This window comes from Geodermatophilus africanus, assembly GCF_900107105.1.
Classification (GTDB): Bacteria; Actinomycetota; Actinomycetes; order Mycobacteriales; family Geodermatophilaceae; genus Geodermatophilus; species Geodermatophilus africanus.
The window spans coordinates 321,614-343,155 of the sequence record NZ_FNOT01000002.1 but is presented as its reverse complement, the minus strand read 5'-3'; the positions used below and the strand labels follow the sequence as shown (position 1 = coordinate 343,155).

24 protein-coding genes are annotated in these 21,542 nt (G+C 76.1%); 10 read left to right on the top strand and 14 right to left on the bottom strand.

The annotated features are described in order from the left end of the window. The first annotated feature begins 49 nt into the window (after positions 1 to 49). Complete coding sequence (locus BLW63_RS04285; RefSeq protein WP_091151820.1) at positions 50 to 436, top strand: hypothetical protein; 387 nt, start codon at positions 50 to 52, stop codon at positions 434 to 436. 29 nt (positions 437 to 465) lie between these two features. Here the strand turns inward: BLW63_RS04285 and BLW63_RS04280 are convergent, their stop codons facing one another. The 3 genes from BLW63_RS04280 to BLW63_RS04270 all read right to left on the bottom strand — a co-directional run bounded on the left by BLW63_RS04280 (position 466) and on the right by BLW63_RS04270 (position 3,094). Continuing rightward, the gene (locus BLW63_RS04280; RefSeq protein ID WP_091151817.1) at positions 466 to 1,572 is read right to left on the bottom strand and encodes an epoxide hydrolase family protein; all 1,107 of its coding nucleotides are present in this window, start codon (positions 1,570 to 1,572) and stop codon (positions 466 to 468) included. Positions 1,573 to 1,758: 186 nt separating this feature from the next. Continuing rightward, complete coding sequence (locus BLW63_RS04275; protein WP_091151815.1) at positions 1,759 to 2,712, bottom strand: M56 family metallopeptidase; 954 nt, start codon at positions 2,710 to 2,712, stop codon at positions 1,759 to 1,761. Positions 2,713 to 2,728: 16 nt separating this feature from the next. Continuing rightward, positions 2,729 to 3,094, bottom strand: coding sequence for a BlaI/MecI/CopY family transcriptional regulator (locus BLW63_RS04270; RefSeq protein WP_091151812.1), 366 nt, complete (start codon positions 3,092 to 3,094; stop codon positions 2,729 to 2,731). 114 nt (positions 3,095 to 3,208) lie between these two features. Between BLW63_RS04270 and BLW63_RS04265 the strand changes: the two genes are divergently transcribed. From BLW63_RS04265 to cydC, 3 genes are read left to right on the top strand one after another with little or no spacing between them, the layout of a single operon-like run. After that, positions 3,209 to 4,765, top strand: a complete 1,557-nt coding sequence (locus BLW63_RS04265; RefSeq protein WP_091151810.1) for a cytochrome ubiquinol oxidase subunit I — start codon at positions 3,209 to 3,211, stop codon at positions 4,763 to 4,765. 11 nt (positions 4,766 to 4,776) lie between these two features. Beyond that, the gene (gene cydB, locus BLW63_RS04260) at positions 4,777 to 5,793 is read left to right on the top strand and encodes a cytochrome d ubiquinol oxidase subunit II (protein WP_091151808.1); all 1,017 of its coding nucleotides are present in this window, start codon (positions 4,777 to 4,779) and stop codon (positions 5,791 to 5,793) included. A gap of 35 nt (positions 5,794 to 5,828) precedes the next feature. Continuing rightward, positions 5,829 to 9,155: a thiol reductant ABC exporter subunit CydC gene (gene cydC / locus BLW63_RS04255; protein ID WP_244522347.1), complete on the top strand. Its 3,327-nt coding sequence runs from the start codon at positions 5,829 to 5,831 to the stop codon at positions 9,153 to 9,155. A gap of 1 nt (position 9,156) precedes the next feature. Here the strand turns inward: cydC and BLW63_RS04250 are convergent, their stop codons facing one another. After that, the gene (locus BLW63_RS04250; RefSeq protein ID WP_091151805.1) at positions 9,157 to 9,471 is read right to left on the bottom strand and encodes a hypothetical protein; all 315 of its coding nucleotides are present in this window, start codon (positions 9,469 to 9,471) and stop codon (positions 9,157 to 9,159) included. Positions 9,472 to 9,618: 147 nt separating this feature from the next. On the opposite strand from BLW63_RS04250, the gene BLW63_RS04245 reads away from it, so the two are divergent. Next, on the top strand, positions 9,619 to 10,179 hold the full coding sequence (locus BLW63_RS04245) for a dihydrofolate reductase family protein (protein WP_091151803.1): 561 nt from the start codon (positions 9,619 to 9,621) through the stop codon (positions 10,177 to 10,179). On the opposite strand, the gene BLW63_RS27765 is transcribed toward BLW63_RS04245, so the two are convergent. Continuing rightward, a complete protein-coding gene (locus tag BLW63_RS27765) occupies positions 10,155 to 10,346 on the bottom strand; it encodes a hypothetical protein (protein WP_244522346.1) in 192 nt (63 codons plus the stop codon). The two genes, BLW63_RS04245 and BLW63_RS27765, sit on opposite strands and share 25 nt — an antisense overlap. Before the next feature lie 105 nt (positions 10,347 to 10,451). After that, positions 10,452 to 10,799, bottom strand: coding sequence for a hypothetical protein (locus BLW63_RS27760; protein WP_244522345.1), 348 nt, complete (start codon positions 10,797 to 10,799; stop codon positions 10,452 to 10,454). A gap of 17 nt (positions 10,800 to 10,816) precedes the next feature. On the opposite strand from BLW63_RS27760, the gene BLW63_RS04235 reads away from it, so the two are divergent. Beyond that, positions 10,817 to 11,044, top strand: coding sequence for a hypothetical protein (locus BLW63_RS04235; RefSeq protein ID WP_091151800.1), 228 nt, complete (start codon positions 10,817 to 10,819; stop codon positions 11,042 to 11,044). 31 nt (positions 11,045 to 11,075) lie between these two features. On the opposite strand, the gene rraA is transcribed toward BLW63_RS04235, so the two are convergent. Further along, positions 11,076 to 11,567, bottom strand: coding sequence for a ribonuclease E activity regulator RraA (gene rraA, locus BLW63_RS04230; RefSeq protein WP_091151797.1), 492 nt, complete (start codon positions 11,565 to 11,567; stop codon positions 11,076 to 11,078). An 82-nt stretch (positions 11,568 to 11,649) separates the two neighbouring features. Between rraA and BLW63_RS04225 the strand changes: the two genes are divergently transcribed. Beyond that, positions 11,650 to 12,333: a GntR family transcriptional regulator gene (locus BLW63_RS04225; protein ID WP_244522344.1), complete on the top strand. Its 684-nt coding sequence runs from the start codon at positions 11,650 to 11,652 to the stop codon at positions 12,331 to 12,333. Continuing rightward, the gene (locus tag BLW63_RS04220) at positions 12,330 to 13,508 is read left to right on the top strand and encodes an MFS transporter (protein ID WP_091151795.1); all 1,179 of its coding nucleotides are present in this window, start codon (positions 12,330 to 12,332) and stop codon (positions 13,506 to 13,508) included. Before BLW63_RS04225 ends, BLW63_RS04220 begins: the two co-directional genes overlap by 4 nt. 3 nt (positions 13,509 to 13,511) lie before the next feature. Here BLW63_RS04220 and BLW63_RS04215 read toward each other — a convergent pair whose 3' ends face one another. The 4 genes from BLW63_RS04215 to BLW63_RS04200 form a co-directional block, all read right to left on the bottom strand. Beyond that, complete coding sequence (locus BLW63_RS04215; protein ID WP_091151793.1) at positions 13,512 to 14,591, bottom strand: isocitrate/isopropylmalate dehydrogenase family protein; 1,080 nt, start codon at positions 14,589 to 14,591, stop codon at positions 13,512 to 13,514. Positions 14,592 to 14,607: 16 nt separating this feature from the next. After that, entirely contained in the window at positions 14,608 to 15,894 is a 1,287-nt protein-coding gene (locus BLW63_RS04210; RefSeq protein WP_244522369.1) for an NAD-dependent succinate-semialdehyde dehydrogenase, read from the bottom strand. Between the two features lie 120 nt (positions 15,895 to 16,014). Beyond that, complete coding sequence (locus tag BLW63_RS04205) at positions 16,015 to 16,473, bottom strand: cupin domain-containing protein (RefSeq protein ID WP_091151791.1); 459 nt, start codon at positions 16,471 to 16,473, stop codon at positions 16,015 to 16,017. Continuing rightward, a complete protein-coding gene (locus BLW63_RS04200; protein ID WP_091151789.1) occupies positions 16,470 to 16,781 on the bottom strand; it encodes a putative quinol monooxygenase in 312 nt (103 codons plus the stop codon). The genes BLW63_RS04205 and BLW63_RS04200 overlap by 4 nt, the downstream gene beginning before the upstream one ends. A gap of 70 nt (positions 16,782 to 16,851) precedes the next feature. Here BLW63_RS04200 and BLW63_RS04195 point away from each other — a divergent pair, with 70 nt between their 5' ends. Together BLW63_RS04195 and BLW63_RS04190 are read left to right on the top strand one after the other, a co-directional pair. Next, the gene (locus tag BLW63_RS04195) at positions 16,852 to 17,913 is read left to right on the top strand and encodes an Ldh family oxidoreductase (protein ID WP_091152247.1); all 1,062 of its coding nucleotides are present in this window, start codon (positions 16,852 to 16,854) and stop codon (positions 17,911 to 17,913) included. Continuing rightward, the gene (locus BLW63_RS04190; protein ID WP_091151787.1) at positions 17,910 to 18,617 is read left to right on the top strand and encodes a GntR family transcriptional regulator; all 708 of its coding nucleotides are present in this window, start codon (positions 17,910 to 17,912) and stop codon (positions 18,615 to 18,617) included. The genes BLW63_RS04195 and BLW63_RS04190 overlap by 4 nt, the downstream gene beginning before the upstream one ends. A 147-nt stretch (positions 18,618 to 18,764) precedes the next feature. Here the strand turns inward: BLW63_RS04190 and BLW63_RS04185 are convergent, their stop codons facing one another. From BLW63_RS04185 to BLW63_RS04175, 3 genes are all read right to left on the bottom strand, one after another. Further along, positions 18,765 to 19,160, bottom strand: coding sequence for a universal stress protein (locus BLW63_RS04185; protein ID WP_091151785.1), 396 nt, complete (start codon positions 19,158 to 19,160; stop codon positions 18,765 to 18,767). Positions 19,161 to 19,243: 83 nt separating this feature from the next. After that, a complete protein-coding gene (locus tag BLW63_RS04180) occupies positions 19,244 to 19,939 on the bottom strand; it encodes a response regulator (RefSeq protein ID WP_091151783.1) in 696 nt (231 codons plus the stop codon). After that, entirely contained in the window at positions 19,936 to 21,525 is a 1,590-nt protein-coding gene (locus tag BLW63_RS04175; protein ID WP_091151782.1) for a sensor histidine kinase, read from the bottom strand. Before BLW63_RS04175 ends, BLW63_RS04180 begins: the two co-directional genes overlap by 4 nt. Positions 21,526 to 21,542 lie beyond the last annotated feature (17 nt).

Genomic DNA, 21,542 nt, shown 5'->3' with positions numbered 1-21,542 from the left:
AGCAGAGCACGAAATCCCGACCGGACCCCGCGGAGGAGTGGAGACGACCATGACCGTGGACGACCGGCGCCGCCGGATCACCCGACTGCTCGCGGGAGCGGGAGCCGTCTGGGGGCTCACCTTGCTCGCCGCGCCGGGGCGGGTCGTCGACGCCCTGTGCCCCGAGCTGCCCCGGTCCCGGCGCTGGGCGGTCCCGCTGCTGGGCGCCCGGCTGGCGCTCCAGCACGGCGCCGTCCTGGCCGTTCCGGATGCCCGGATCGTCCGCGTCGGGTCGGCGGTGGACCTGCTGCACGCGGCGAGCATGGTGCCGCTGACGCGCTCGGCGCCCCACCGGAGAGCGGCGCTGATCAGCGGAGCGGTCGCGGCGGGGTACGCCGTCCTGGCTCCGGCCGTCGCGCCACGGTCGGAGCACCGGCGGGAGTCAGGACGCCGGTAGCGCGAGGAGGTCCGGGCGGCCGACCTCGCTCATCGGGCGACCGCGCGCACGAACCGGCGCAGCTCCTCGACCAGCAGGTCGGGGACCTCCATCGCCGCGAAGTGGCCGCCGCGGTCGAACTCGGTCCACGAGACGAGGTCGACCACCCGCTCCACCGCCGCGCGCGGCGGCCGGAAGAGGTCGTGCGGGAGCACCGCCACGCCGGTCGGCACGTGCCGCGACCAGCCCGGCGTCGGCGCGTGCGCGCGCTCCCAGTAGAGCTGGGCCGACGACGGCCCAGTGCGGGTGAACCAGTAGACGGCGACGTTGGTCAGCAGCTGGTCGACGTCGATCTCGCTCGCCGGGTCGGTCCACTCGGCGAACCGCTCGGCGATCCAGGCGAGCAGCCCGGCCGGCGAGTCGGTCAGCGCGGGCGCCAGGGACAGCGGGCGGGTGCCCTGCAGCTTGGCGTACCCGGACAGCTCGCGGGCGTAGCGCGCCGCCTTCTCCTCGGCGGCCGGGTCGCCCTCCGCGGGCGGTCCCGGTGCCATGGTCACGTGCAGCCCGGCGACGTGGGCCGCGTCGGCGGCGGCGAGGTCGCGCCCCACGTGGGCACCCCAGTCGCCGCCGTGGACGACGTAGCGGTCGTACCCGAGCCGGGCGACCAGTTCGGCGATCGCCCGGGCCATCCGGGCCGGCGTCCACCCACCGTCGGGCGTGGGCCCGGAGAAGCCGTACCCGGGCAGCGAGGGGACGACGAGGTGGACCGCGTCGGCCGGGTCGCCGCCGTGCGCCGCCGGGTCGCTCAACGGCCCGAGCACGCGCAGGAACTCGACGACGGAGCCCGGCCAGCCGTGCAGCAGCACCAGCGGGACGGCGTCCGGCTCCCGGGACCGCACGTGCAGGGCGTGCACGCGGGTGCCGTCGACCGTCGTGGCCACCTGCGGCCAGGCGTCGAGCGCCGCCTCCTGCACGCGCCAGTCCCACCCCGACGCCCACCGCTCGGCCAGCGCGCGCACCCGCCCGACCGGGATGCCGCGGTCGCCGGTGAGGTCCTGCCCGACCGGCCAGCGGGTGCGCCGCAACCGCTCGGCGAGGTCGTCGACCTCCACCTGGGGCACGTCCACGCGGAACGGGGTCACGTCGGTCTCGGACACGTCCGCCAGCCTGCTCCCGCGCTGCGAGCCCGGCAGGGTCAGAAGGGTGGGAGGTCGGCTGCCCCCGGTTGATCATGGGCCTGTTGCCGGCGACACGCGCAGGCACGCCGCACCAGGCAGCAACAAGCCCATGATCACGGCAGCAGGAGCCACTGCGGGGGTCGGCTGGCGCGGGGGCGGTCCTGCCTAGAGCGCCGGGAGCAGCAGCAGGGCGGTCGGGACGAGCAGCAGCAGCCCGGCCGACAGGAGCGCGAGCACCCGCGCCCACGCCGGCAGTGGGGACGGCGGCTCGAGCAGGCGCACCACCCGCGCGCCGACCGCGCTGCCGGTCACCGCCAGCGCACCGGAGGGCACCCCCGCTCCCCCGGCCCCGCCCGCCGCGACGACGATCGCCTGGGCCAGCGTCCGGCGCGGCGCGGGCCCTGGCAGCGAGCCGAGCGCGACGTCGTCCGCGCGCATCTCCACCAGCGTGCGCACCGCCGCGTGCGCGCGGCCCGCGGCGGGCAGCACCGGAAGCGCGGCCTCCCACGCCACGAACGGCAGCAGGTACAGGTGGTGGTGCTCGCGCAGGTGCGCCCGCTCGTGCGCGACGACGGCGGCCAGCTGGGCGTCGTCGAGCTCGGCGACCATGCCGGAGGACAGCACCAGCAGCGGTCGCGCGCCGGGGATGCAGAAGGCGACCGGAGCGGGGTGCTCGAGCAGCCGCGCGTCGGGCGGGGTGGCGGGCAGGGCCATCGGCAGCGAGGCCGGCTGGACGACGAGCTCGAGCAGCTCGCGGTGCCGGCGGCGGGTGCGCGCCGTCCGGACCCAGGACAGCAGCAGGACGCCGACCAGCTCGGTGGCGAGCACGCCGGCCAGGGTCAGCATGACCCAGTGGTCCCCGCGGACCGGCGCCTCGGCGGGGAGCCCGCCGACCACCGCCCAGGCCGCCTCGGGGAGCGAGTGGCCCCAGGGCGCGAGGCCGTGCACGAGCAGCGCGCCGATGATCGACAGGCCGCCGGCCAGCCCGATCGCCTGCCAGCACACCAGGGCCACCAGCGGGTCGCGCCGCGGCCAGCCGGCGCGGGCCAGCAGCGCCGGCACCGGCCACGCCAGCAGCGCGGCCAGCACGGCGAGGGCGGCCGCGGTCGCGGGCAGCACGAGGACGGCGCGGAGGTCAGCGCGGCGCGTCGTCCGGACCGGCCGCGGCCAGCAGCTCGCGCAGCAGCCGGGCCTCGTCGGGGTCGACGCCGCCGACGAACCGGGCCAGGACCGCCTGCCGGTCGCCGGCCTGGCCGAGCACCTCGTGCATCAGCTCGGCGGCGTGGTCCGCACGGGTGCCGCGCGCGCGGAACCGGCGCGGCCGGGCCTCGTCGTGGACGACGAAGCCCTTCTGCTCCAGCCGCGACAGGACGGTGTGCACGGTGGTCAGCGCCAGGCCCCGGTCGGCCAGGCCGTCCCGCAGCTCGGTGGCCGCGAGCGGCCCGCCGGCCGACCACAGCCGGTCCATCACCGCCCGCTCGAGGTCTCCCAGCGACGCCATGACTCCTCCTGTCCCCGGGATCACACCGGACTTTTCTACGTGTCGTAGAAGTTGCTGTTCTACGAGGCGTAGAAAGAACTCGTCGATCGTACGACGACCGGAGAGGGGCCCGCCGTGGACGTCCTGGACGTGGCGCGCTGGCAATTCGGCATCACGACCGTCTACCACTTTCTGATGGTCCCGCTGACCATCGGCCTGGGGGTTCTGGTCGCCGTCATGCACACCCTCTGGGTGCGCACCGACAAGCCCGAATGGCTACGGTTGACCCGCTTCTGGGGCCGCATCTACCTGATCAACTTCGTGCTCGGCGTGGCCACCGGCCTGGTGCAGGAGTTCCAGTTCGGCCTGGCCTGGAGCGAGTACTCGCGCTTCGTCGGCGACGTCTTCGGCTCGCTGCTGGCGCTGGAGGCGCTGCTGGCCTTCTTCCTCGAGTCGACCTTCCTCGGCCTGTGGATCTTCGGCTGGGGCCGCATCCCGAAGAAGCTGCACCTGGCGGCGCTGTGGGCGGCGGTCGTCGGCTCGATCGTCAGCGCGTACTTCATCATCGCGGCCAACTCCTGGATGCAGCACCCGGTCGGGGTCGAGGTGGACGACGCCACCGGACGCCCGGTGCAGGTCGACTTCTTCGCCGTCCTGACCAACAACACTGCGCTGGCCGCCTTCAGCCACGCCATCGTCGCCGCGCTGCTGGTCGCCGGCGCGCTGCTGGTCGGCATCGGCCTGTGGCACCTGCGCCGCCGGGAGCTGGCCGAGCAACCGACCACCGACGTCTCGGGCGGGCGGGTCGACGACATGGTCTGGCGCCGGTCGGTGCGGCTGGGCGGCTGGGTGTCGCTCGCCGCGTTCGTCCTCGTCGCCCTCACCGGCGACTGGCAGGGCAAGCTGATGTACGAGCAGCAGCCGCTGAAGATGAGCTCGGCCGAGGCGCTCTGCGAGACCGAGGCGCCGGCCCCGTTCTCCGTCTTCGCCTGGAGCAAGCTGGGCTCCAACGAGTGCGACGATGTCCACTCGATCACCATCCCCGGGCTGGTGTCCTTCCTCGCCCACGGCGACTTCTCCAGCGCCGTCCCGGGGGTCAACCAGCTGCAGGAGGAGTACGCCGCGGTCTACGGGGAGACCTACCCCGACGACCCGTCGCGGTTCGGCGCGCTGGCCGGCGAGGAGATCGACTACACGCCGCTGCTGGCGGTCAGCTACTGGAGCTTCCGGCTCATGATCGGCATGGGCGCGGTGTCGGCCGGCGTCGCCGCCTACGCGCTGTGGGCGACGCGGAGGGGACGGGTGCCGACCTCGCGGATCGGCGTGTACGGCTCGCTGCTCGCCGTCGCCGCGCCGTTCGTGGCCAACGCGACCGGGTGGGTCTTCACCGAGATGGGCCGCCAGCCCTTCGTCGTCCACCCCAACCCCGACGTCTCGGTCGGCGAGCAGACGTGGTTCTTCACCGCGCAGGCCGTCTCCCCGGGCGTCACCGCCGCCGAGGTGTGGACGTCGCTGTCGTTGCTGACCCTCGTCTACGGCGCGCTGGCCGTCGTCGAGCTGTGGCTGATCACCCGGTTCGTGCGCCGCGGCGTCACGACCGGGGACGGCGCCCCCACCCCCGGCACCCCGAGCGAGGGGACGCCGGAGTCCCGCCGCGACACCGACGACGACGTCCTGTCCTTCGCCTACTGAGGAGCTGACCCGTGGACCTGCAGACCCTGTGGTTCGCCGCCGTCGCGCTGCTGTGGACCGGCTTCCTGCTGCTCGAGGGCTTCGACTTCGGCGTGGCCGCGCTGCTCCCGATGCTCGGCCGCCGGCCGGCCGAGCGGCACCTCATGCTGCGCACCATCGGCCCGCTCTGGGACGGCAACGAGGTCTGGCTGATCACCGCCGTCGGCGCGGTGTTCGCCGCCTTCCCCGGCTGGTACGCCACCTGGCTGCCGGCCCTCTACCTGCCGTTCGTGCTGGTGCTGTTCGGCCTGATCGTCCGGGCGGTCGCCTTCGAGTGGCGGCACTCGCACTCCACCGAGGCCTGGGACGCGACGTGGACCCGGGTCATCACCGGCGGCTCGCTGGTCGCCGCCGCCGGCATCGGCGCGGCGCTCGGGGCCACGACGCTCGGGCTGCCGATCGACGCCGAGGGGAACCGGGTCGGCGGCGCGTTCTCCGGGCTGGGCTGGCCGGCGCTGCTGGGCGCGGTCGCCGTCCTGGCCTTCTCGGTGGTGCACGGCGCGGTGTTCCTGTCGCTGAAGACCGACGGCCCGCTGCGGGTCGCCGCCCGGCGCCTCGCGCTGCGGTGGGCGCCGGTGGCCGCGCTGCCGCTGCTGGCCTGGGCCGGCCTGGTGCACCTGCGGTCCGGCACGCCGGTGACCGGGGCGCTGTGGCTGGTCGCCGCGCTCGCCGTCCTGGTGGCGTGGGCCCGGCTGCGGGTCGGCCGCGAGGGACAGGCCTTCGCCGCGTGGGGCGCGATGCTCGCCGCGGCCGCCGCGACGCTGTTCGGCGCCGCGTACCCGGTCGTCGTCCCCTCGACGATCGACCCGGCCTTCGACGTGACGGTCGCCGACGCCTCGGTCAGCGATTACACGCTCACGGTGATGACCTGGGCCGCCGGGATCGGCCTGCCCGTGGTGCTCGGCTACCAGGCGTGGACCTACTGGGTGTTCCGCAGGCGGCTCACCGCCGAGCCGCAGTCCGGCGAGCCCGCCGGGGCGCACGCGTGAGGTCGGACCGGGGCCCGCTCGGTCCGCTGGCCGGCGTGCCGGGGGTGACCGGGGCGGTGGTCCGCGCCGCGGTCGCCGCTCTCGGCCAGGTCGCCGGGCTGGTGCTGGTCGCCGCCGGGCTGGCGGACGCGGTGGCTCGCGCGGTCGGTCAGGACGACGGCACGCTGACCGGCCCGCTGCTGCTCGCCGTCGCGGGCGGGGTGCTGCGCGCGGTCGCCGGGTGGGCGGGCGAGCTCGGAGCCGCGCGGGACGGCCGGCGCGCCGAGGAGCAGCTGCGCGCGACGCTGACCGCCCGGCTCGCGGACTCCCCCGCCGCGGTCGCCGCGGCCGGCGGCCCCGGCCCGGCGGCGCTGCTGGCCACGACCCGGCTGGCCGAGCTCGGGCCCGCGCTGGCCACCCGCCTCCCCGCGCTGGCGCAGGCGCTGGTGGTGCCGCCGGTGCTGCTCGTCGTCCTCGCCTGGACCGACCTGCTGTCGGCCGGCCTGGTCGCGGTCACGCTGCCGCTGGTGCCGCTGTTCATGGTGCTGGTCGGGCTGACCACCCGCGACGGCACGACCGCCGCCGCCCGGGCGCTGGACCGCATCGCCGCGCACGTCGCCGAGCTGGTCCGCGGGCTGCCGGTGCTGGTGGGCCTGGGTCGCGCCGCCGAGCAGGCCGCCGCGCTCGCCGAGCTCGGTGAGGGCTCCCGCCGGCGCACCCTGTCGGTGCTGCGGCTGGCCTTCCTCTCCGCGCTGGTGCTCGAGCTGCTGGCCACGCTGTCGGTCGCGCTGGTCGCGGTCACCGTCGGCCTGCGGCTGGTGCACGGCGACCTGGACCTGGCCGTCGGGCTGACCGCCCTCCTGCTGGCGCCCGAGGCCTTCGCCCCGCTGCGCGCGCTCGGTGCCGCGCACCACGCCGGCGAGGACGCCGCGCTGGCCGCCGCCGAGGCCCGCGCGGTGCTGGCCGCCCCGGTTCCCGCCCCCGCCGTCGAGGTGGACGAGGACGACCCGCGCGGTGCCGACGTCGGGGTCATCGGGCTCTCGGTGCGGTACCCGGGCCGGACCGTCCCCGCGCTGCCGCCGGTCGACCTCGCCGTCCGCCCCGGAGAGCTGGTGGCGCTCCGCGGGACCAGCGGCTCCGGCAAGTCGACGCTGCTCGCGGTTCTCGCCGGCCTGGCCGACCCCGCCGCGGAGGTGCGCGGCACGGTGACCGGCGTCCCGGCCGGGCGCGTCGGCTACGTGCCGCAGCACCCGCGCAGCACCGGCGCGACCGTCGCCGACGAGCTGCGCCGGCACGCGAGCCCCGAGCCCGGCGTGGACGAGGTGGTCGGCGAGGCCCTCGTCGTCGAGGCGCTGGCGCGGGCCGGCGCCGCCGACCTGGCCGGCCGGGACTGCACCACCCTCTCCCCCGGCGAGCTGCAGCGGGTGGCGCTGGCCCGCGCCGTGGTCCGGGTCCGCCGCGGCGCCCGGCTGCTGCTGCTCGACGAGCCGACGGCGCACCTGGACGACGCGGCCGCCACCCGGGTGGCCGCGGTGCTGGCCGGGCTGCGCGGCACGGTGAGCGTCCTGCTGGTCACCCACGACCCGACGCTGGCCGCCCTCGCCGACCGCACCGTCGATCTGTGGGCTCCGGAGCCCTCGTCCGCGACAGGTGCGCACATCGCCGCACCGAACCCCACCCCGACGACAGCACGTGCACACACCGCTGTGCCGACCCCGACCGCAGCCACATCCACCGGCACGACGGTCACCGGGCTGCGCTGGCCGCGGCGGGCGCTGCTGCGCGCGGTCGCCGCCGGCACCGCCTCGGCCGGCGCCGGGGTCGCGCTCACCGCGGTCTCGGGCTGGCTGATCGTGCGGGCCGCCGAGATGCCGCCGGTGCTCACCCTGCTGGTGGCGATCGTCGGCGTCCGGGCGTTCGGGTTGGGCCGGGCCGGGCTGCGGTGGGTGGAGCGGATGACCGCGCACGACGCCGCGCTGCGGCTGGCCGCGGACCTGCGCGTGCGGGTCTGGCGGGCGCTCGCCGCCCAGGGCATCGCGGCGGACCGGGCGCCGGGCTCGGCGCTGGCCCGCGTGGTGGGCGACGTCGGCCTGGTGCAGGACCTCTCGGTGCGCGTCGTCCCCCCGGCCCTGGTTGCGGGCACCGTGACCGCCGCGACCGTCGGCGCGCTGGCGCTGGTGTCCCCCGCAGCAGCGGGGGCCGCGGCGGCGGTGCTGCTGGTCACCGTCGCGCTGGTGCTGCTCGCCCACCGGCGGGTGGACGCCGGCGCCGCGCGGGCCGAGGCGGCGCTGCGGGTGGCCGCGCTGCGCGAGACCACCACCGTGCTCGAGGGCGCCGCCGACCTGCGGGCGCACGGCCTGGCCGGGCGGACGGCGGCCGACCTCGCCGCGCTCGCCGCCGACCGGAGCGCGGCCGACCGCACCCGCGCCCGCGCCGGTGCGCTGGGCACGGGCGTCGTCGTCCTGGGCACCGCGCTGGCCGCTGTGGCCGCCGCGGCTGCCGGCGCCGCGGCGGGGGTGACCGGCCCGACGATCGCTGCGGTCGCGCTCGCCCCGCTGGCCCTCGCCGAGCCGCTGGCCGGGCTGGGAACCGCGCTGCAGCGGCGCGGCACGCTCGCCGACGCCCGCGACCGGCTCGACGCCGTCCTCACCGCGCCGGTGCCGGCCGACCCCGCCGACCCGCTCCCCGTCCCCGCGCCGGTGCGCGTGCTGTCCACCGACGGCCTGGTCGCCGGCTGGCCCGGCGGCCCGGACGTGCTCCGCGCCCTGACCACGCAGGCCGACGCGGACGGCGGCTGGCTCGTCGTGCGCGGGCCCTCCGGTGCCGGCAAGTCGACGTTCCTCGCCGTGCTCCTCGCGGCGCTGCGGCCCCGGGCGGGCACCTACGCGCTGGGCGGCGTCGACGCCGCGCGGCTGACCGGGGACGGCGTCCGCTCCCGGATCGCCTGGCTGCCGCAGGACGCGCACGTGTTCGCCTCGAGCATCCGCGCCAACCTGGCCCTGGCCGCGCCGCGGGGCGAGCTCGTCGGACCGGACGGCGAGGCCCGGATGCGGGCGGCGCTCGACGCCACCGGGCTCGGCGGGCTGCTCGCCGCGCTACCGGCGGGCCTGGACGCCCCGGTCGGGGCTGGCGGCACCGCGCTCTCGGGCGGTGAGCGGCGCCGGCTGGCCGCGGCGCGGGCGCTGCTGGCCGACCGCGACGTCGTGCTCCTCGACGAGCCGACCGCGCACCTCGACCCGCCCACCGCCGCGGCGCTGCTGCGCGACCTGCGCGCGGCGCTCGCCGGCCGGGTCGTGGTCTGCGTGACCCACGACGACGCCGTCGAGCGGCCCGGCGACACGGTGGTCCTGATCGGCGCGACGCAGGCCGCGCTGGCGAGGTGAGCTAGGCCGCCGCGGCGTGCGGCCGGCTGGGCGTCTCCGGCCGGGCGCGCACGACCTCGAACCCCGGGAACGCCGGCAGTTCGGGGTCGACGACGACCGGCACGCCCGGGGGCGGCCCGATCAGGCGGCGGCCGACCACCGCGGCGCGCTCGTCGGGCGGCAGCTGGGTCAGCATCCGCTGGTAGAGCTCGGGGCGGATGCGGAGCTCCCGGGGCGGGGCCGCGCCGGGGGTGACGGCGACCGCGAGCAGGTCGCCGACGATGTCCGGCCGGCCCCAGTGGGTGGGGTGGGTGCTGCTGACGATGGCCTCGGACATGGTGCCCTCCTGGGCTTTCTCCCGCGCTCCGTACAACACCGGGGAGATGTGGCGCATGCCTTGTGTAGTCCAGAGGTACGACAGTCCCCGGAGATACCGCGGGGTCGGAGGACCCGTTCCGCCGGTGCCGTCGGGCACCCTCTCGGCATGGACGCACCCATCACCGGTTCGGTGTTCCTCGGCATGAGCGTCGACGGGTTCATCGCCCGTCCCGACGGCGACCTCGGCTGGCTGACCGGCGGCGACGAGCCCGGCGGCGCGCCGGACGACGGCGAGGGCGGCGACTTCGGGTTCGCCGAGTTCGTCTCCGGGGTCGACGCGCTGGTCATGGGCCGCAACACCTACGAGGTGATCGCGCCGCTGGCCGAGTGGCCCTACCGGGGGAAGCCGGTGCACGTGATCAGCACGACGCTCGAGCCCGACGCCGACGCCCGCATCACCGTGCACCGCTCGTTCGACGAGGCGGTCGCCGCGCTGACCGCCGCCGGGTACCGCCGGGTCTACGTCGACGGCGGCCGCACCGTGCACGACTTCCTCGCCGCCGGGCTGGTCGGCGACCTCACGCTGTCGCGGGTGCCCGTGCTCATCGGCGAGGGGCACACGCCGTTCGGACCGCTGCCGGCCGACGTGCGGCTCGAGCACGTGCGGACACAGACCTTCCCCGGCGGGATGGTGCAGACGTCCTACCGGGTGCGCCGCGGGGGCTGAGCCGCCGGGACGGCGACCGGGATCTCCGGCCCGAGCGTCGCGCCCTGCAGCAGCTGCAGGTCGTCGCCGGACCAGAAGCTGCCCGGGTCGTAGGCGTTACGCGGTCGGCGGCCGTCCAGCAGCCCCATGGCGGTGTAGGTCGTCGCCACCAGCTCGGCGCAGTACACGGTCTCGGCCGACGTCCCCCGGCGCAGCCGCCCGGTAACCCAGCCGCCCGGCCCCCCTGCAGGGTCCCGCCGCGAGCTTGCGAGTGGTGGGGGGCAGGGGGGTCCTTACGCCATCTCCGGTGTCACGCCGCCGTCGTCGGCCGGGCCGATCAGCTGGCGCAGCCAGGCCCGCTGCCCGTAGCGCTGCCGCCAGGTGCGGACGGCGTCGGCGAGGTCGTGGAGTTGGACGCCGCGCTGGTGCTGCGCGGTCCACACGTCGGGCAGCGAGCGGCCGAGCTCGGCGTGCCAGAGCAGCGGCGGCAGGTCCTCCAGGACGACGGCCATCCCGACGTGGTTGACCGGGGCGTTGGTGAGAGTCCGGATGGCCCGGTCGGCCACGGAGCCGCCGCGGAAGACCCACACGTCGCCGGTGCGGGTGAGGTCGACCGCCTCGTCCAGGCTGAGCTCGGGCACGGCGCTACGTTAGGGCCGTGCGCCTGTGGAAGCTGCTCGGCCTGGCCGGTCTGGCCGGCGTCGCGGCGACCGGGGTGGTGCTGGCCCGCGGCGAGCGGCAGCGCCGGGCGCACACCCCCGAGGAGGTCCGCACCCGGCTGCGCGAGCGGCACGCCGCGCTGGCCGACGCCCCCGAGCCGGTGACGGCGGCGGAGCTGGCCTCCGGGCGGGGGCACCGGCTCGCCCGGGTGCTGCGCCGCCGCTGACCGGCGGTGCGGTCCTCCGGCGCGGGCCCGCTCAGGCCGGGGGTGCCGGCAGGACGACCACGCCGTCCCGGTCGGCGGCGAGCCACTCGCCCTCACGGAACACCGTGCCGGCGAAGAGGACCGGCAGGCCCGCCTGACCAGAGTGCAGGCCCTTGACGCTGCGCCGCGGGTGGGTGGCCAGCGCGCGCACCCCGATCGGCTGGGCGTCGATCTCGTCGGCGTCGCGCACGGCGCCGTTGACCACCACGCCGGCCCAGCCGTGCTGGGCGGCGAGGACGGCGAGGTTGCCGCCGAACAGCGCGCACCGCAGCGAGCCGCCGCCGTCGACGACGAGGACGCGCCCCTCCCCCGGCTGCTCGACCGCCTCGCGCACCAGCGCGTTGTCCTCGAACACCTTGAGCGTGGCGATCGGCCCGCTGAAGGCCGGGCGGCCGCCGAAGGCCTGGAACACCGGGTCGCAGACCTGCGCCTCCGGGTGCGCGTCGGAGAGGTCCGTCGTGGCGGGAGCTGCCTGCTCGGTCATGGCGAGTAGGTTATAACCTTATCGGGCCTGGGTGCAGGTCCGGAGTGAATGTGCAGCTCTAGTCGGTGCGGAGGTTGTGATCGTGACCGAGGACGGTACGGCCACGAAGAGCGAGCGGGCCTACGCGCGGGTGCGGGAGATGGTCCTGACCGGAGAGCTGGAGCCCGGCGCGGTGCTCAACCAGGCCGTCCTCGCCCGGCAGATCGGGATCAGCACCACGCCGCTGCGGGAGGCGCTGCGGCGGCTGGCCCAGCAGGGCCTGGTCGAGCTGGGCGCGCACCGCGACGCCCGGGTCGCCCCGCTCGACGCCGCGGAGGCGCGGGACCTCGTCGAGCTGCGGCAGGATCTCGACCCGCTGGCCGCCGGCCTGGCCGCGCAGCGCCGCACCGCCGCGGACCTCGCCGAGATGGCCGACAGCCTGGCCCGGCTCGAGTCCCTCCCCGAGGACCCGTCGCCGGCCCAGCTGGCCGGCCACCGGCGGTTCCACGCGACCCTCTACCGCGCCTCGCACAACGCCGTCCTGGTGGAGACCCTCGACGGCCTCTGGGACAAGACCGACCGCTACCGGCGGCACGCGCTGCGCGCCGGGCGCAGCGACGAGGAGGTCGCGCAGCGGGCCGAGGAGCACCGGCTGCTGGTCGAGGCGGTCTCCGACCGGGACGCCGCGGCGGCCACCGAGCTGATGCGCCGGCACGTGGAGACCAGCCTGGCCGCCCGGGCCGCCGGGCGGCTGGCCGCGCGCGACCGCGCCGCGCGGTCCGCGTGAGCGCTCAGCCCCCGGGGGGACGGCGGCTGCTCGGGCTGCTGCTGGTGCACTCGGCGCTCACCCAGGTCGTCACCTTCGTGCTGCGCCCGACGACGGCGTACCGGGCGATCGAGCTCGACGTCCCGACCGCCTGGCTCGGCGCGCTGACCGCCTCGTTCGCCGTCGTCCCGCTGCTGCTCGCCGTCCCCTCGGGGCAGGCCACCGATCGGTTCGGGGAGCGGCGGGTGATGCTGGCCGGGGCGGTCCTGCTGCTGCTGTCGGCGGTTCTGTTCGCCAGCGGGCGCGGCGGGGCGGCCGGGCTGGTGGCCGGCAGCGTGGTGCTCGGCACCGGCCACCTGCTCTCGGTCGTGGGCCAGCAGGCGGCCGTGGCCAACGCCGCCGGGCCGGGGCGCTTCGACACCGCGTTCGGCCACTACACCTTCGCCGCCTCGCTCGGGCAGGCGCTCGGCCCCGCACTGATCACCGTGGCCGGCGGGGAGGGCGCCCTCCCCGACACCCGCCCGGTGTTCCTCGTGGCCACGGGGATCACCGTCCTGCTGCTGGCCTGCACCGCCGTCCTGCGCTTCCCGGTCCGCGAGCGCACCGGCGGCGCCGCCGAGACCGGCGGCATGGGCACGCTGCTGCGCCTGCCCGGCCTGGTGCGGGCGCTGACGGTCAGCTGCGTCGTGCTCGCCGCCGTCGACATCACGCTGGTCTACCTGCCCGCCCTCGGCGCCGACCGCGGGCTGGCCGCAGGCACCGTCGGGCTGCTGCTGACCGTGCGGGCCGTCGCCTCGATGACCTCGCGGTTCTTCCTCGGGCAGCTGGTGCGGCTGACCGGTCGGCGGCGGCTGATGCTCGGCAGCGTCGCGCTGTCGGCGGTGTCGATGGCGGCCGTCGCGGTGCCGATGCCGGTCGCCGGGACCGCGGTGCTCGTCGTCCTGCTCGGCCTCGGGCTGGGCGTGGGCCAGCCGCTGACCATGTCCTGGCTGGCGGAGATGGCCCCCGCCGGGCTGCGCGGGCGGGCGATGTCGCTGCGGCTCACCGGCAACCGGCTGGGCCAGGTGCTCATCCCCAGCGCGGTCGGGCTGCTGGCCGCCGGGGTCGGCTCGGCCGGGGTGCTGTGGGCGACCGCCGGTGCGCTCGCCCTGGCCGGGGCCGCCGCCCGCCGGTTGCACGTCGACGGCGGCCCCTGACCCTCACCCCTCGATCCGGGCCACCACGGCATCGGCGAACTCGCCGGTGGAGGCCGAGCCGCCGAGGTCGCGGGTGCTGACGCCGTCGCGCACGGTCGCCCGGACGCCCTCCTCGACACGGACGGCGGCGTCGGCGGCCCGCTCGTCGCCGTGCCGCGTGCCCAGCCAGTCGAGCAGCATCCCCGACGACAGGACCATCGCGATCGGGTTGGCCAGCCCCTGCCCCGCGATGTCGGGAGCCGAGCCGTGCGCGGCCTGGGCCATGCAGCGGTCGTCGAAGGCGTTGATCGACGGCGCGATGCCGAGGGAGCCGGCCAGCTCGCCGGCCATGTCGGACAGGATGTCGCCGAACATGTTCTCGGCCACGACGACGTCGAAGTCCGCAGCCCGGCGCAGCAGGTGGACCGTCATCGCGTCGATGTGGAAGTCGTCGACCGCCACGTCGGGGTAGTTCCCGCCGACCTCGAGGCAGACCCGCGTGAACAGCCCGGAGCTCAGCTGCAGCACGTTGGCCTTGTGCACGATCGTGAGCCGGTGGCGCCGGCGCCGGGCCAGCTCGAAGGCGGTCCGGGCGATCCGCTCGACGGCCCGGCGGGTGAAGACCCCCATCGCGATGGCGACGTCGGGCGTGGGCATGTACTCGCCGGTGCCCGCGTGCGTGTTCCGGTCCGCGTAGAACCCCTCGGTGTTCTCCCGGACGATCACCAGGTCGGTGTCCGGGGCGATCGCCCGCCCGCCCTCGAAGGCGCGCGCCGGCCGCACGTTGGCGTACAGGTCGAAGTGCTTGCGCAGCGTGCCGCTCGGGTTGAGCCGGCTCCGGAACGGCTCGGGGTAGGCGGCGCTATCGTGCGGGCCGAGCAGCCAGCCGTCGAGGCCGGCCAGCGCCTCCAAGGTGACGTCGGGGATGGCGCTGCCGTGCGTCCCGATGGCGGTGGCCCCGAGCGGGAGCTCCTGCCACTGGATCGGCTCGCCCCCCGCGGCCGCGAGGGCGGCGTCGACCACCCGCACGGAGGCGGGGACGATCTCGGGCCCGATGCCGTCACCGAGCATCACGCCGAGGCGGTAGGGGCGGTTCGTAGTCATGGCTCTCCTCGGTGGGTCACTCGGACGCAGGGGCGGTCACGGCGGGCTCGTCCAGGACCCACCAGGTGCGGACGTCGACGAACTCGCGGATGCCGGCCGCGGCCAGCTCCCGGCCGTAGCCGCTGGCGCGGGTGCCGCCGAACGGCATCCGGACGTCGGAGGCGACGACGGCGTTGATGAAGACCGCGCCCGAGCGGATCCGCCGGGCGACGGCGACGCCACGCTCCGGGTCGGTCGTCCAGACGCCGGCGCCGAGGCCGAAGCGGGTGTCGTTGGCGATCCGGACGGCCTCGTCGTCCCCGTCGGCGGCGATGACCGTGGCCACGGGGCCGAAGATCTCCTCGTCGTAGGCGACCTGTCCGGGCGCGACGTCGGTCAGGACGGTCGGCGCGTAGAAGGTCCCCGGCCGGTCCAGCCGCTCCCCACCCGCGAGCAGCGTGGCGCCGCCCGGGACCGACGCCTCGACCTGCCGGTTGACGCCCTCGAGCAGGTCCTCGCGGGCCATCGGTCCGACGTGGGTGCCCTCCGCCTCCGGGTCGCCGACGGTCAGCGACTCGACCTCGGCGACCAGTAGCCGGGTGAACTCCTCGACGACGGAGGCGTCGACGACGAACCGCTTCGGGGAGATGCAGCTCTGCCCGGCGTTGAGGAACCGCCCGCGCGCGGCCAGGTGGGCGACGCGCGGCAGGTCGGCATCGGCGAGCACGACGAACGGGTCGGAACCGCCGAGCTCGAGCACCGACTTCTTGATGGCGTCCCCGGAGGCCGATCCGACCGCCCGCTCGGCGCGCTCGCTGCCGGTGATGGTCACCGCGCCGACGCGAAGGTCGTCGATCAGCCGGCGGGTGACGGCGGGGACGTCCGGCTCGGCCACGACGAGAGCCGTGAACAGGCCCTCCGACGCGCCGGCGGCGACCAGGACCCGCTCGACCGCCAGCGCGCAGCCGGTGGTGTTCGGTGAGTGCTTGAGGAGCGCGGCGTTGCCGGCCATCAGCGCCGGGGCCGCGAAGCGGAGCACCTGCCAGAGGGGGAAGTTCCACGGCATGACGGCCAGGACCACGCCGACCGGCTCGTAGCCGACCCAGCTGCGGTCGGCGGAGGTGGCCACCGGCTCGTCGGCGAGGAAGTCGCCGGCGTGCTCGGCGTAGTAGTCGCAGGCGGTGGCGCACTTCTCGACCTCGGCGCGGGCCTCGGCGAGCGGCTTGCCCATCTCCCGGGTGAGCAGCAGGGCGAGGTCCTCCGACCCGGCCCGCAGGACCTCGGCGGTGCGGCGGAGGACGGTGGCGCGCTCGGCGAAGGTCAGCGCGGCCCAGCCGGTCTGCGGCGGCCGCCCGGTCGAGGGCGGCGTCCACCTCGGCGTCGGAGAACGCCGGGTACTCGGCGAGCCGCTCGCCCGTGGCCGGGTTGACCGTGACGACGGCGCTCATGCCGGCGTCGCGCGGTCGCCCTGGCGTGCGGGTCCGGCACCGCGGTCGCTGTCGGACAGGTGCTCGAAGGTCTCGCCGGTGGCGGTGATCGTGCGGGTGACGTCGCGGCCGCCGTAGACCCAGTAGATCGTCATCGTGCCCTCACCGCGGTTGCGGAAGCAGTGCGGGACGCCGGCCGGGACCCAGGTGGCCTGCCCCGCGACCAGGTCGAACTCGTCGTCCCCGACGACCGCGGTGGCCTCGCCCTCGTAGACCAGCACCGACTCCTCGACGTTGTGCGAGTGCAGCGGAATGCCGGTGCCGGACGAGAAGACGGTCATCCCGGTGGCGACCCGGTTGCCCTCGCAGTTCCACTTGCCGACGAACGGGATGGTGACGACGCCGTTGCCGCGGTCGAAGCGCTCGATCTCCTCGGGGCGCAGGACCATCGACGGCGGGACGGGCTGGGGGCTCATGCGGACTCCTCGGCGGTGTGGGTGACCAGCAGCTCGCCGGGGGTGTTGACCTGGCCGGCGAGCACCTGCTCGGCGAGCCGGCGCCAGCGCGCGAAGTGCGGGGACGCCTTGTGGGCGGCGAACGCGTCAGCGTCGGTGTAGAGCTCGTAGAGGACGAAGCGGTGCGGGTCGTCGGCGACCGAGCACACGTCGAACCGCAGGCACCCCGGCTCGTCGCGGACCGCGGCCTCCGCGTTGTCGGCCATGCCGGCGAGGAACTCCTCGCGCCGACCCGGCCGCACCTCCATCTGGACCACCAAGCTGAACACCCTCGACCTCCCGGGTTGTGTATGCCAATATGTATACAGCCCAGCACACAACCCGCGGAGGAGGCAAGTGGTGACGGACGGACGGTTCGACCCGGCGGCGCTGAGGGCGTTCGGGAGTGCGGCCCTGTCGGCGCTCGGCGTGCCCGGCGGCGACGCGGCGCTGGTCGCCGACTCCCTCGTGCAGGCCGACCTGTGGGGCCACTCCTCGCACGGCCTGCTCCGGCTGCCCTGGTATGCGGCGCGGCTGCGGTCGGGCGCCATGCGCGCGGTCACCGAGCCGGCGGTGCTCAGCGACACCGGCCCGCTGGTGCTGCTCGACGGGCGGGCCGGCGTCGGCCAGGTGCTCACCGACCGCGCCCGCGCCCTGGCGACCGACCGGGCCCGGCAGCACGGCGTCGGCGTCGTCGGCGTCCGCGACTCCAACCACTTCGGCACGGCCATGTGGTTCACCCGGCGGGCGGCGCAGGACGGCTTCGTCGCCGTCCTCACCACCAACGCCAGCCCGGCGATGGCGCCGTGGGGCGGGCGGGAGAAGCGCGTGGGCACCAACCCGTGGTCGATCGCCGCACCGGGGCCCGACGGCACGGTCGTCGCCCTCGACATCGCGAACACCGCGGTCGCCCGGGGCAAGATCTACCTGGCGCAGAGCCGCGGTGAGTCGATCCCCGAGTCCTGGGCACTCACCGCGGACGGCGCGCCGACGACCGATCCGGCGGAGGGGGTGCTCGGGGTGGTCCTGCCGATGGCCGGGCACAAGGGGTACGCGATCGCGTTCATGATGGACGTGCTCTCCGGCGCGCTCACCGGCAGCGCCGTCGGCACCGGCGTGCACGGGCCCTACGAGCCGGAGGCGCGCAGTGGCTGCGGCCACCTGTTCCTGGCCCTCGACCCCGAGGCCTTCGGCGACCGCGCCGGCTTCGACGCCCGCGTGCGGCAGCTCGTCGACGAGGTGCGGACGACGCCGCTCGCGCAGGGATCCGACGCCGTCCGGTACCCGGGCGAGGTCGAGGACCTCGCCGAGGCCGCCACCCTGGCCGCGGGCGGGGTCGTCCTCGCCCGGGACGCCCTGGCCGAGCTGCGGCGGCTGTCGGGCGAGACCGGCGTGCCCTTCCCCGGCGGGGTACCGGCGTGACGGTCGACCCGCAGCCCGAGGGGGCCAGCAAGGCCGAGCAGGTCCACCGGCGGCTCCGGGAGGAGATCGAGCTCGGCGAGCTGGCGCCCGGGACGCCGCTGTCGGAGCTGTCGCTGGTCGCGCGCACGGGAGCCTCCCGGACGCCGGTGCGCGAGGCGCTGCGCCGGCTGGCCGCCGAGGGGCTGGTCGACCTCGTGCCGCGGCAGGGGGCGCGGGTCTCCCGGGTGTCGGCCCGCAGCATCCGCGACCTCTTCGAGTTCCGCACGCTGCTGGAGCCCGCGGCCGTGCGGCAGGCGGCCCAGGCCGCGGCCGCCGACGCCGACCTGCACCGCGAGTTCGCCGCGATGCGCGACGCGTTCGCCCGCACGCTCGAGCAGCCGCCGTCGACGGCGGGGTCCCGGTCCTTCTACGAGCTGGCCGACCGGTTCGACTGGGCGGTGGTGGGCGCGACCCGCAACGAGCACCTGCGCCGCACCATCGCCGAGCTGCGGCCGCACACCGCGCGGCTGCGCAACCTCTCCCACCTGGACCCGCGCCGGGTCGAGGTCTCCGTCAGCGAGCACCTGGCGGTCTGCGACGCGCTGCTCGCCGGGGACGCCGACACCGCGGCCGCCGCCCTCGCCGGGCACCTGGAGCGGAGCCTGGAGACGATCTTCCGCAACCTGGCCACCGGCACCGGCGAGGGGGTCGACCTGCTGGGGTGACAGAGGACCTCTGCCCTCCAGTCGGCCGTCTCGGGCCGACCCCGTCCTCCTCACCGCTCGCGGCGAGCATGGTGACGTGCTGGAACGGCCACCCTTCAGGGGCCCGCGCCGAGCTGGCGAGGTGTGGGGGGAAGGGTGGTCCTTCGTCTAGTGAGAGGCCTTGACCGCGAGCACCGGGCAGTGCGCGTCGAGCAGGATCCGCTGCGCCTGGCTGCCGGTGATCAGCTTCCCGGTGGGCGTGCGGCGGCGCATGCCGATGACGATCAGGCTGGCCTTGAGCCGGTCGGCGGCGTCCACGACCTCGTCGGAGGCGTCGTGGCCGGCCACCCGCTGATCGATCTCGTAGACCACCCCGGCGCGGTCGAGCTTGGCGCGGACCTGGTCGAGCACCCGGTCGGAGGCGAACCGGGGGTCGGCCAGCACGTCACCCCGGGAGCTGTTGACGACGTGCAACGGCTGGTCGCGCAGCCGGGCCTCGGTGATGGCGGCGTCGAGGGCGGCCTCGCCCTCGGGGGTGGGGACGTAGCCCACGACGATGGTCATGGCCGGAGCCTAGGTGGCGAGGGGGAACCCGCTGCTCTTGTGCCCGTAGCGGTCGTTGCGGTCGTTGCGTCCCCGACCGCCGCTCACCCGGGCCGCTTCGGCGTGCGGAGGGTGAACCGCCGCTCCGGCCGTCCGGCGGTGCCGTACCGCTGGCGGACGTCGGCCTCCTCCTGCGCGACGAGCTGCTCCAGGTACCGCCGGGCACTGACCCGCGCCAGCCCGGTGTGCTCGCTGCACTCGGTGGCCGACAGCCCCTCGGAGCCTGCCGCGCCGAGCGCCTCCCGCACCAGCTCCAGCGTCTCCGGCGCGATCCCCTTGGGCGTCGTGGGCACCGACCGGCCCCCGCCGCGCGCCCCGGCGAACACCCGGTCGACGTCGGTCTGCCGCGCCTGGCCCAGTGCGGCCAGGTCGGCCCGCACCGTGGCGTACTCCCGCAGCCGGTCCTCGAAGGTCCGCCGGTCGAAGGGCTTCACCAGGTAGTGCAGGACGCCGCCGTGCAGCGCACTGCGGATGCTGTCGACGTCCCGCGCGGCACTGATGACGACGACGTCGACCGACACGCCCTCCGCCCTCAGCCGGCGGAGCACCTCCAGGCCGGTCATGTCCGGCAGGTAGACGTCGAGCAGCACGAGGTCGGGCCGCAGCCGCCGGACCGCGGCGATCGCGTCGGTGCCGCTGGACGCCGTCCCCACGACCTCGAAGCCGTCGAGGGCCGCCACGAACCCGGCGTGCACCCGCGCGACCATGAAGTCGTCGTCGACGATGAGCGTCCTGATCACGCGTCCACCAAGGACGCGCCGACCGGGATGCGGGCGGTGAAGACCGAGCCGTCCGCGGAGCTGGCCGTCGCCTCGCCACCGCGCCGGGTGCACACCAGCTGCACCAGGGACAGCCCGATGCCCCGTCCGCCGGGCACCGCGCCCTCCTTGGTGGACACCCCGCGCCGGAAGACCTCGGTCTCCATGCCCGGGGGGACGCCGGGGCCGGAGTCGCGGACGACGACGTCGACCTCGTCGTCCACCAGACCCACGCCCACCTCGACCCACCGCTCCCCGGCACCCGACGCGGCGTCCATCGCGTTGTCGACGAGGTTGCCGACGACGGTGGCGACGTCGGTGCTCAGCTCCGGGCTGAGCACCGGCAGGGCGGAGTCCGGCGCGACCCGCAGCTCGACGCCGAGCTCGGCGGCCTGGCTGGCCTTGGCGATGAGCAGCGCGGCCAGCGCCGGGTCGCGGACGGCCTCGGTGACGGCGTGTCCGAACTCCGAGCGGGTGGAGCTGACCCGGTGCACGAAGCGGACCGCCTCCTCGGCCTCGCCGAGCTCGATGAGACCGGCGATGGTGTGCAGCCGGTTGTCGAACTCGTGGGCCTGCGCGCGCAGCGTGTCGGTGACGTGCCGGGTCAGCTCGAGCTCGCGGCGCAGCTCGAGCAGCTCGGTGCGGTCGCGCAGCGTGGCGACCGACCCCAGGGGGCGTCCGCGGCTGGTCAGGGGCAGCCGGTTGACCACCAGCACCCGTCCGGCGCTGCCCACGGCGCGGTCGCGCTCGACCCCGCGGGACAGCAGCGTGGCGCGCACCTCCTCGGCGACCCCGAGGTCCTCGAGCGTGCGGCCGAGGGCGTCGCCGGGGATGCGCAGCAATCGGATCGCCTCGTCGTTGACCAGGGTCACCCGGCCGCGCAGGTCCAGCCCGACCACGCCCTCGCGGATGCCGTGCAGCATCGCGTCGCGGTGCTCGACCAGCCCGGCGATCTCGGCCGGCTCCAGCCCCAGGGTCTGCCGCTTCACCCGGCGCGCCAGCAGCAGCGACCCGCCGATGCCCAGCGCGCTGGCCAGCCCGAGGTAGGTGAGCAGGTTGGGCGCGGCCGCCTCCAGGCTCCCCAGGACCCCGGGGTAGGGCCGCTGCACCGCGACCAGGCCGAGCACGCGGTCCCCACGCGCGGAGTAGACCGGCGCCATGGCGACTGCGGCGTGACCGCCGGGCAGCTCGACGTCCCCCACCCACGACCGCCCCTCCAGCACCCGGCTGGCGCCGAGGTCGAGCGGCCGGCCGAGCAGTCCTGGGTCGGCGCTGGCGAGGACGGTCCGGTCGGCCCCGGCGACGACGACGTCGGCGGACCCGGAGGTGCTGCGGCTCTCCTCCGCGGTGATGCGGATGTACTCGGTGCGGCCGAGCTCCACCGCCGTGCGGGTGGCGCTTCCGTTGGCCAGCGTCTCGGCGATCTCCAGCGCGCGGCGGCTCTCCACCTCCTCGGCCCGCTGCATCGACTGGGCGACGGTGACGGCCGCGACGCCGACGAGGACGACGCAGACGATGACCACCTGCAGCGCGAGCAGCTGGCCGGCGAGCGAGAGCCGCCGGTTCACGGGGGACTCCTGACTGG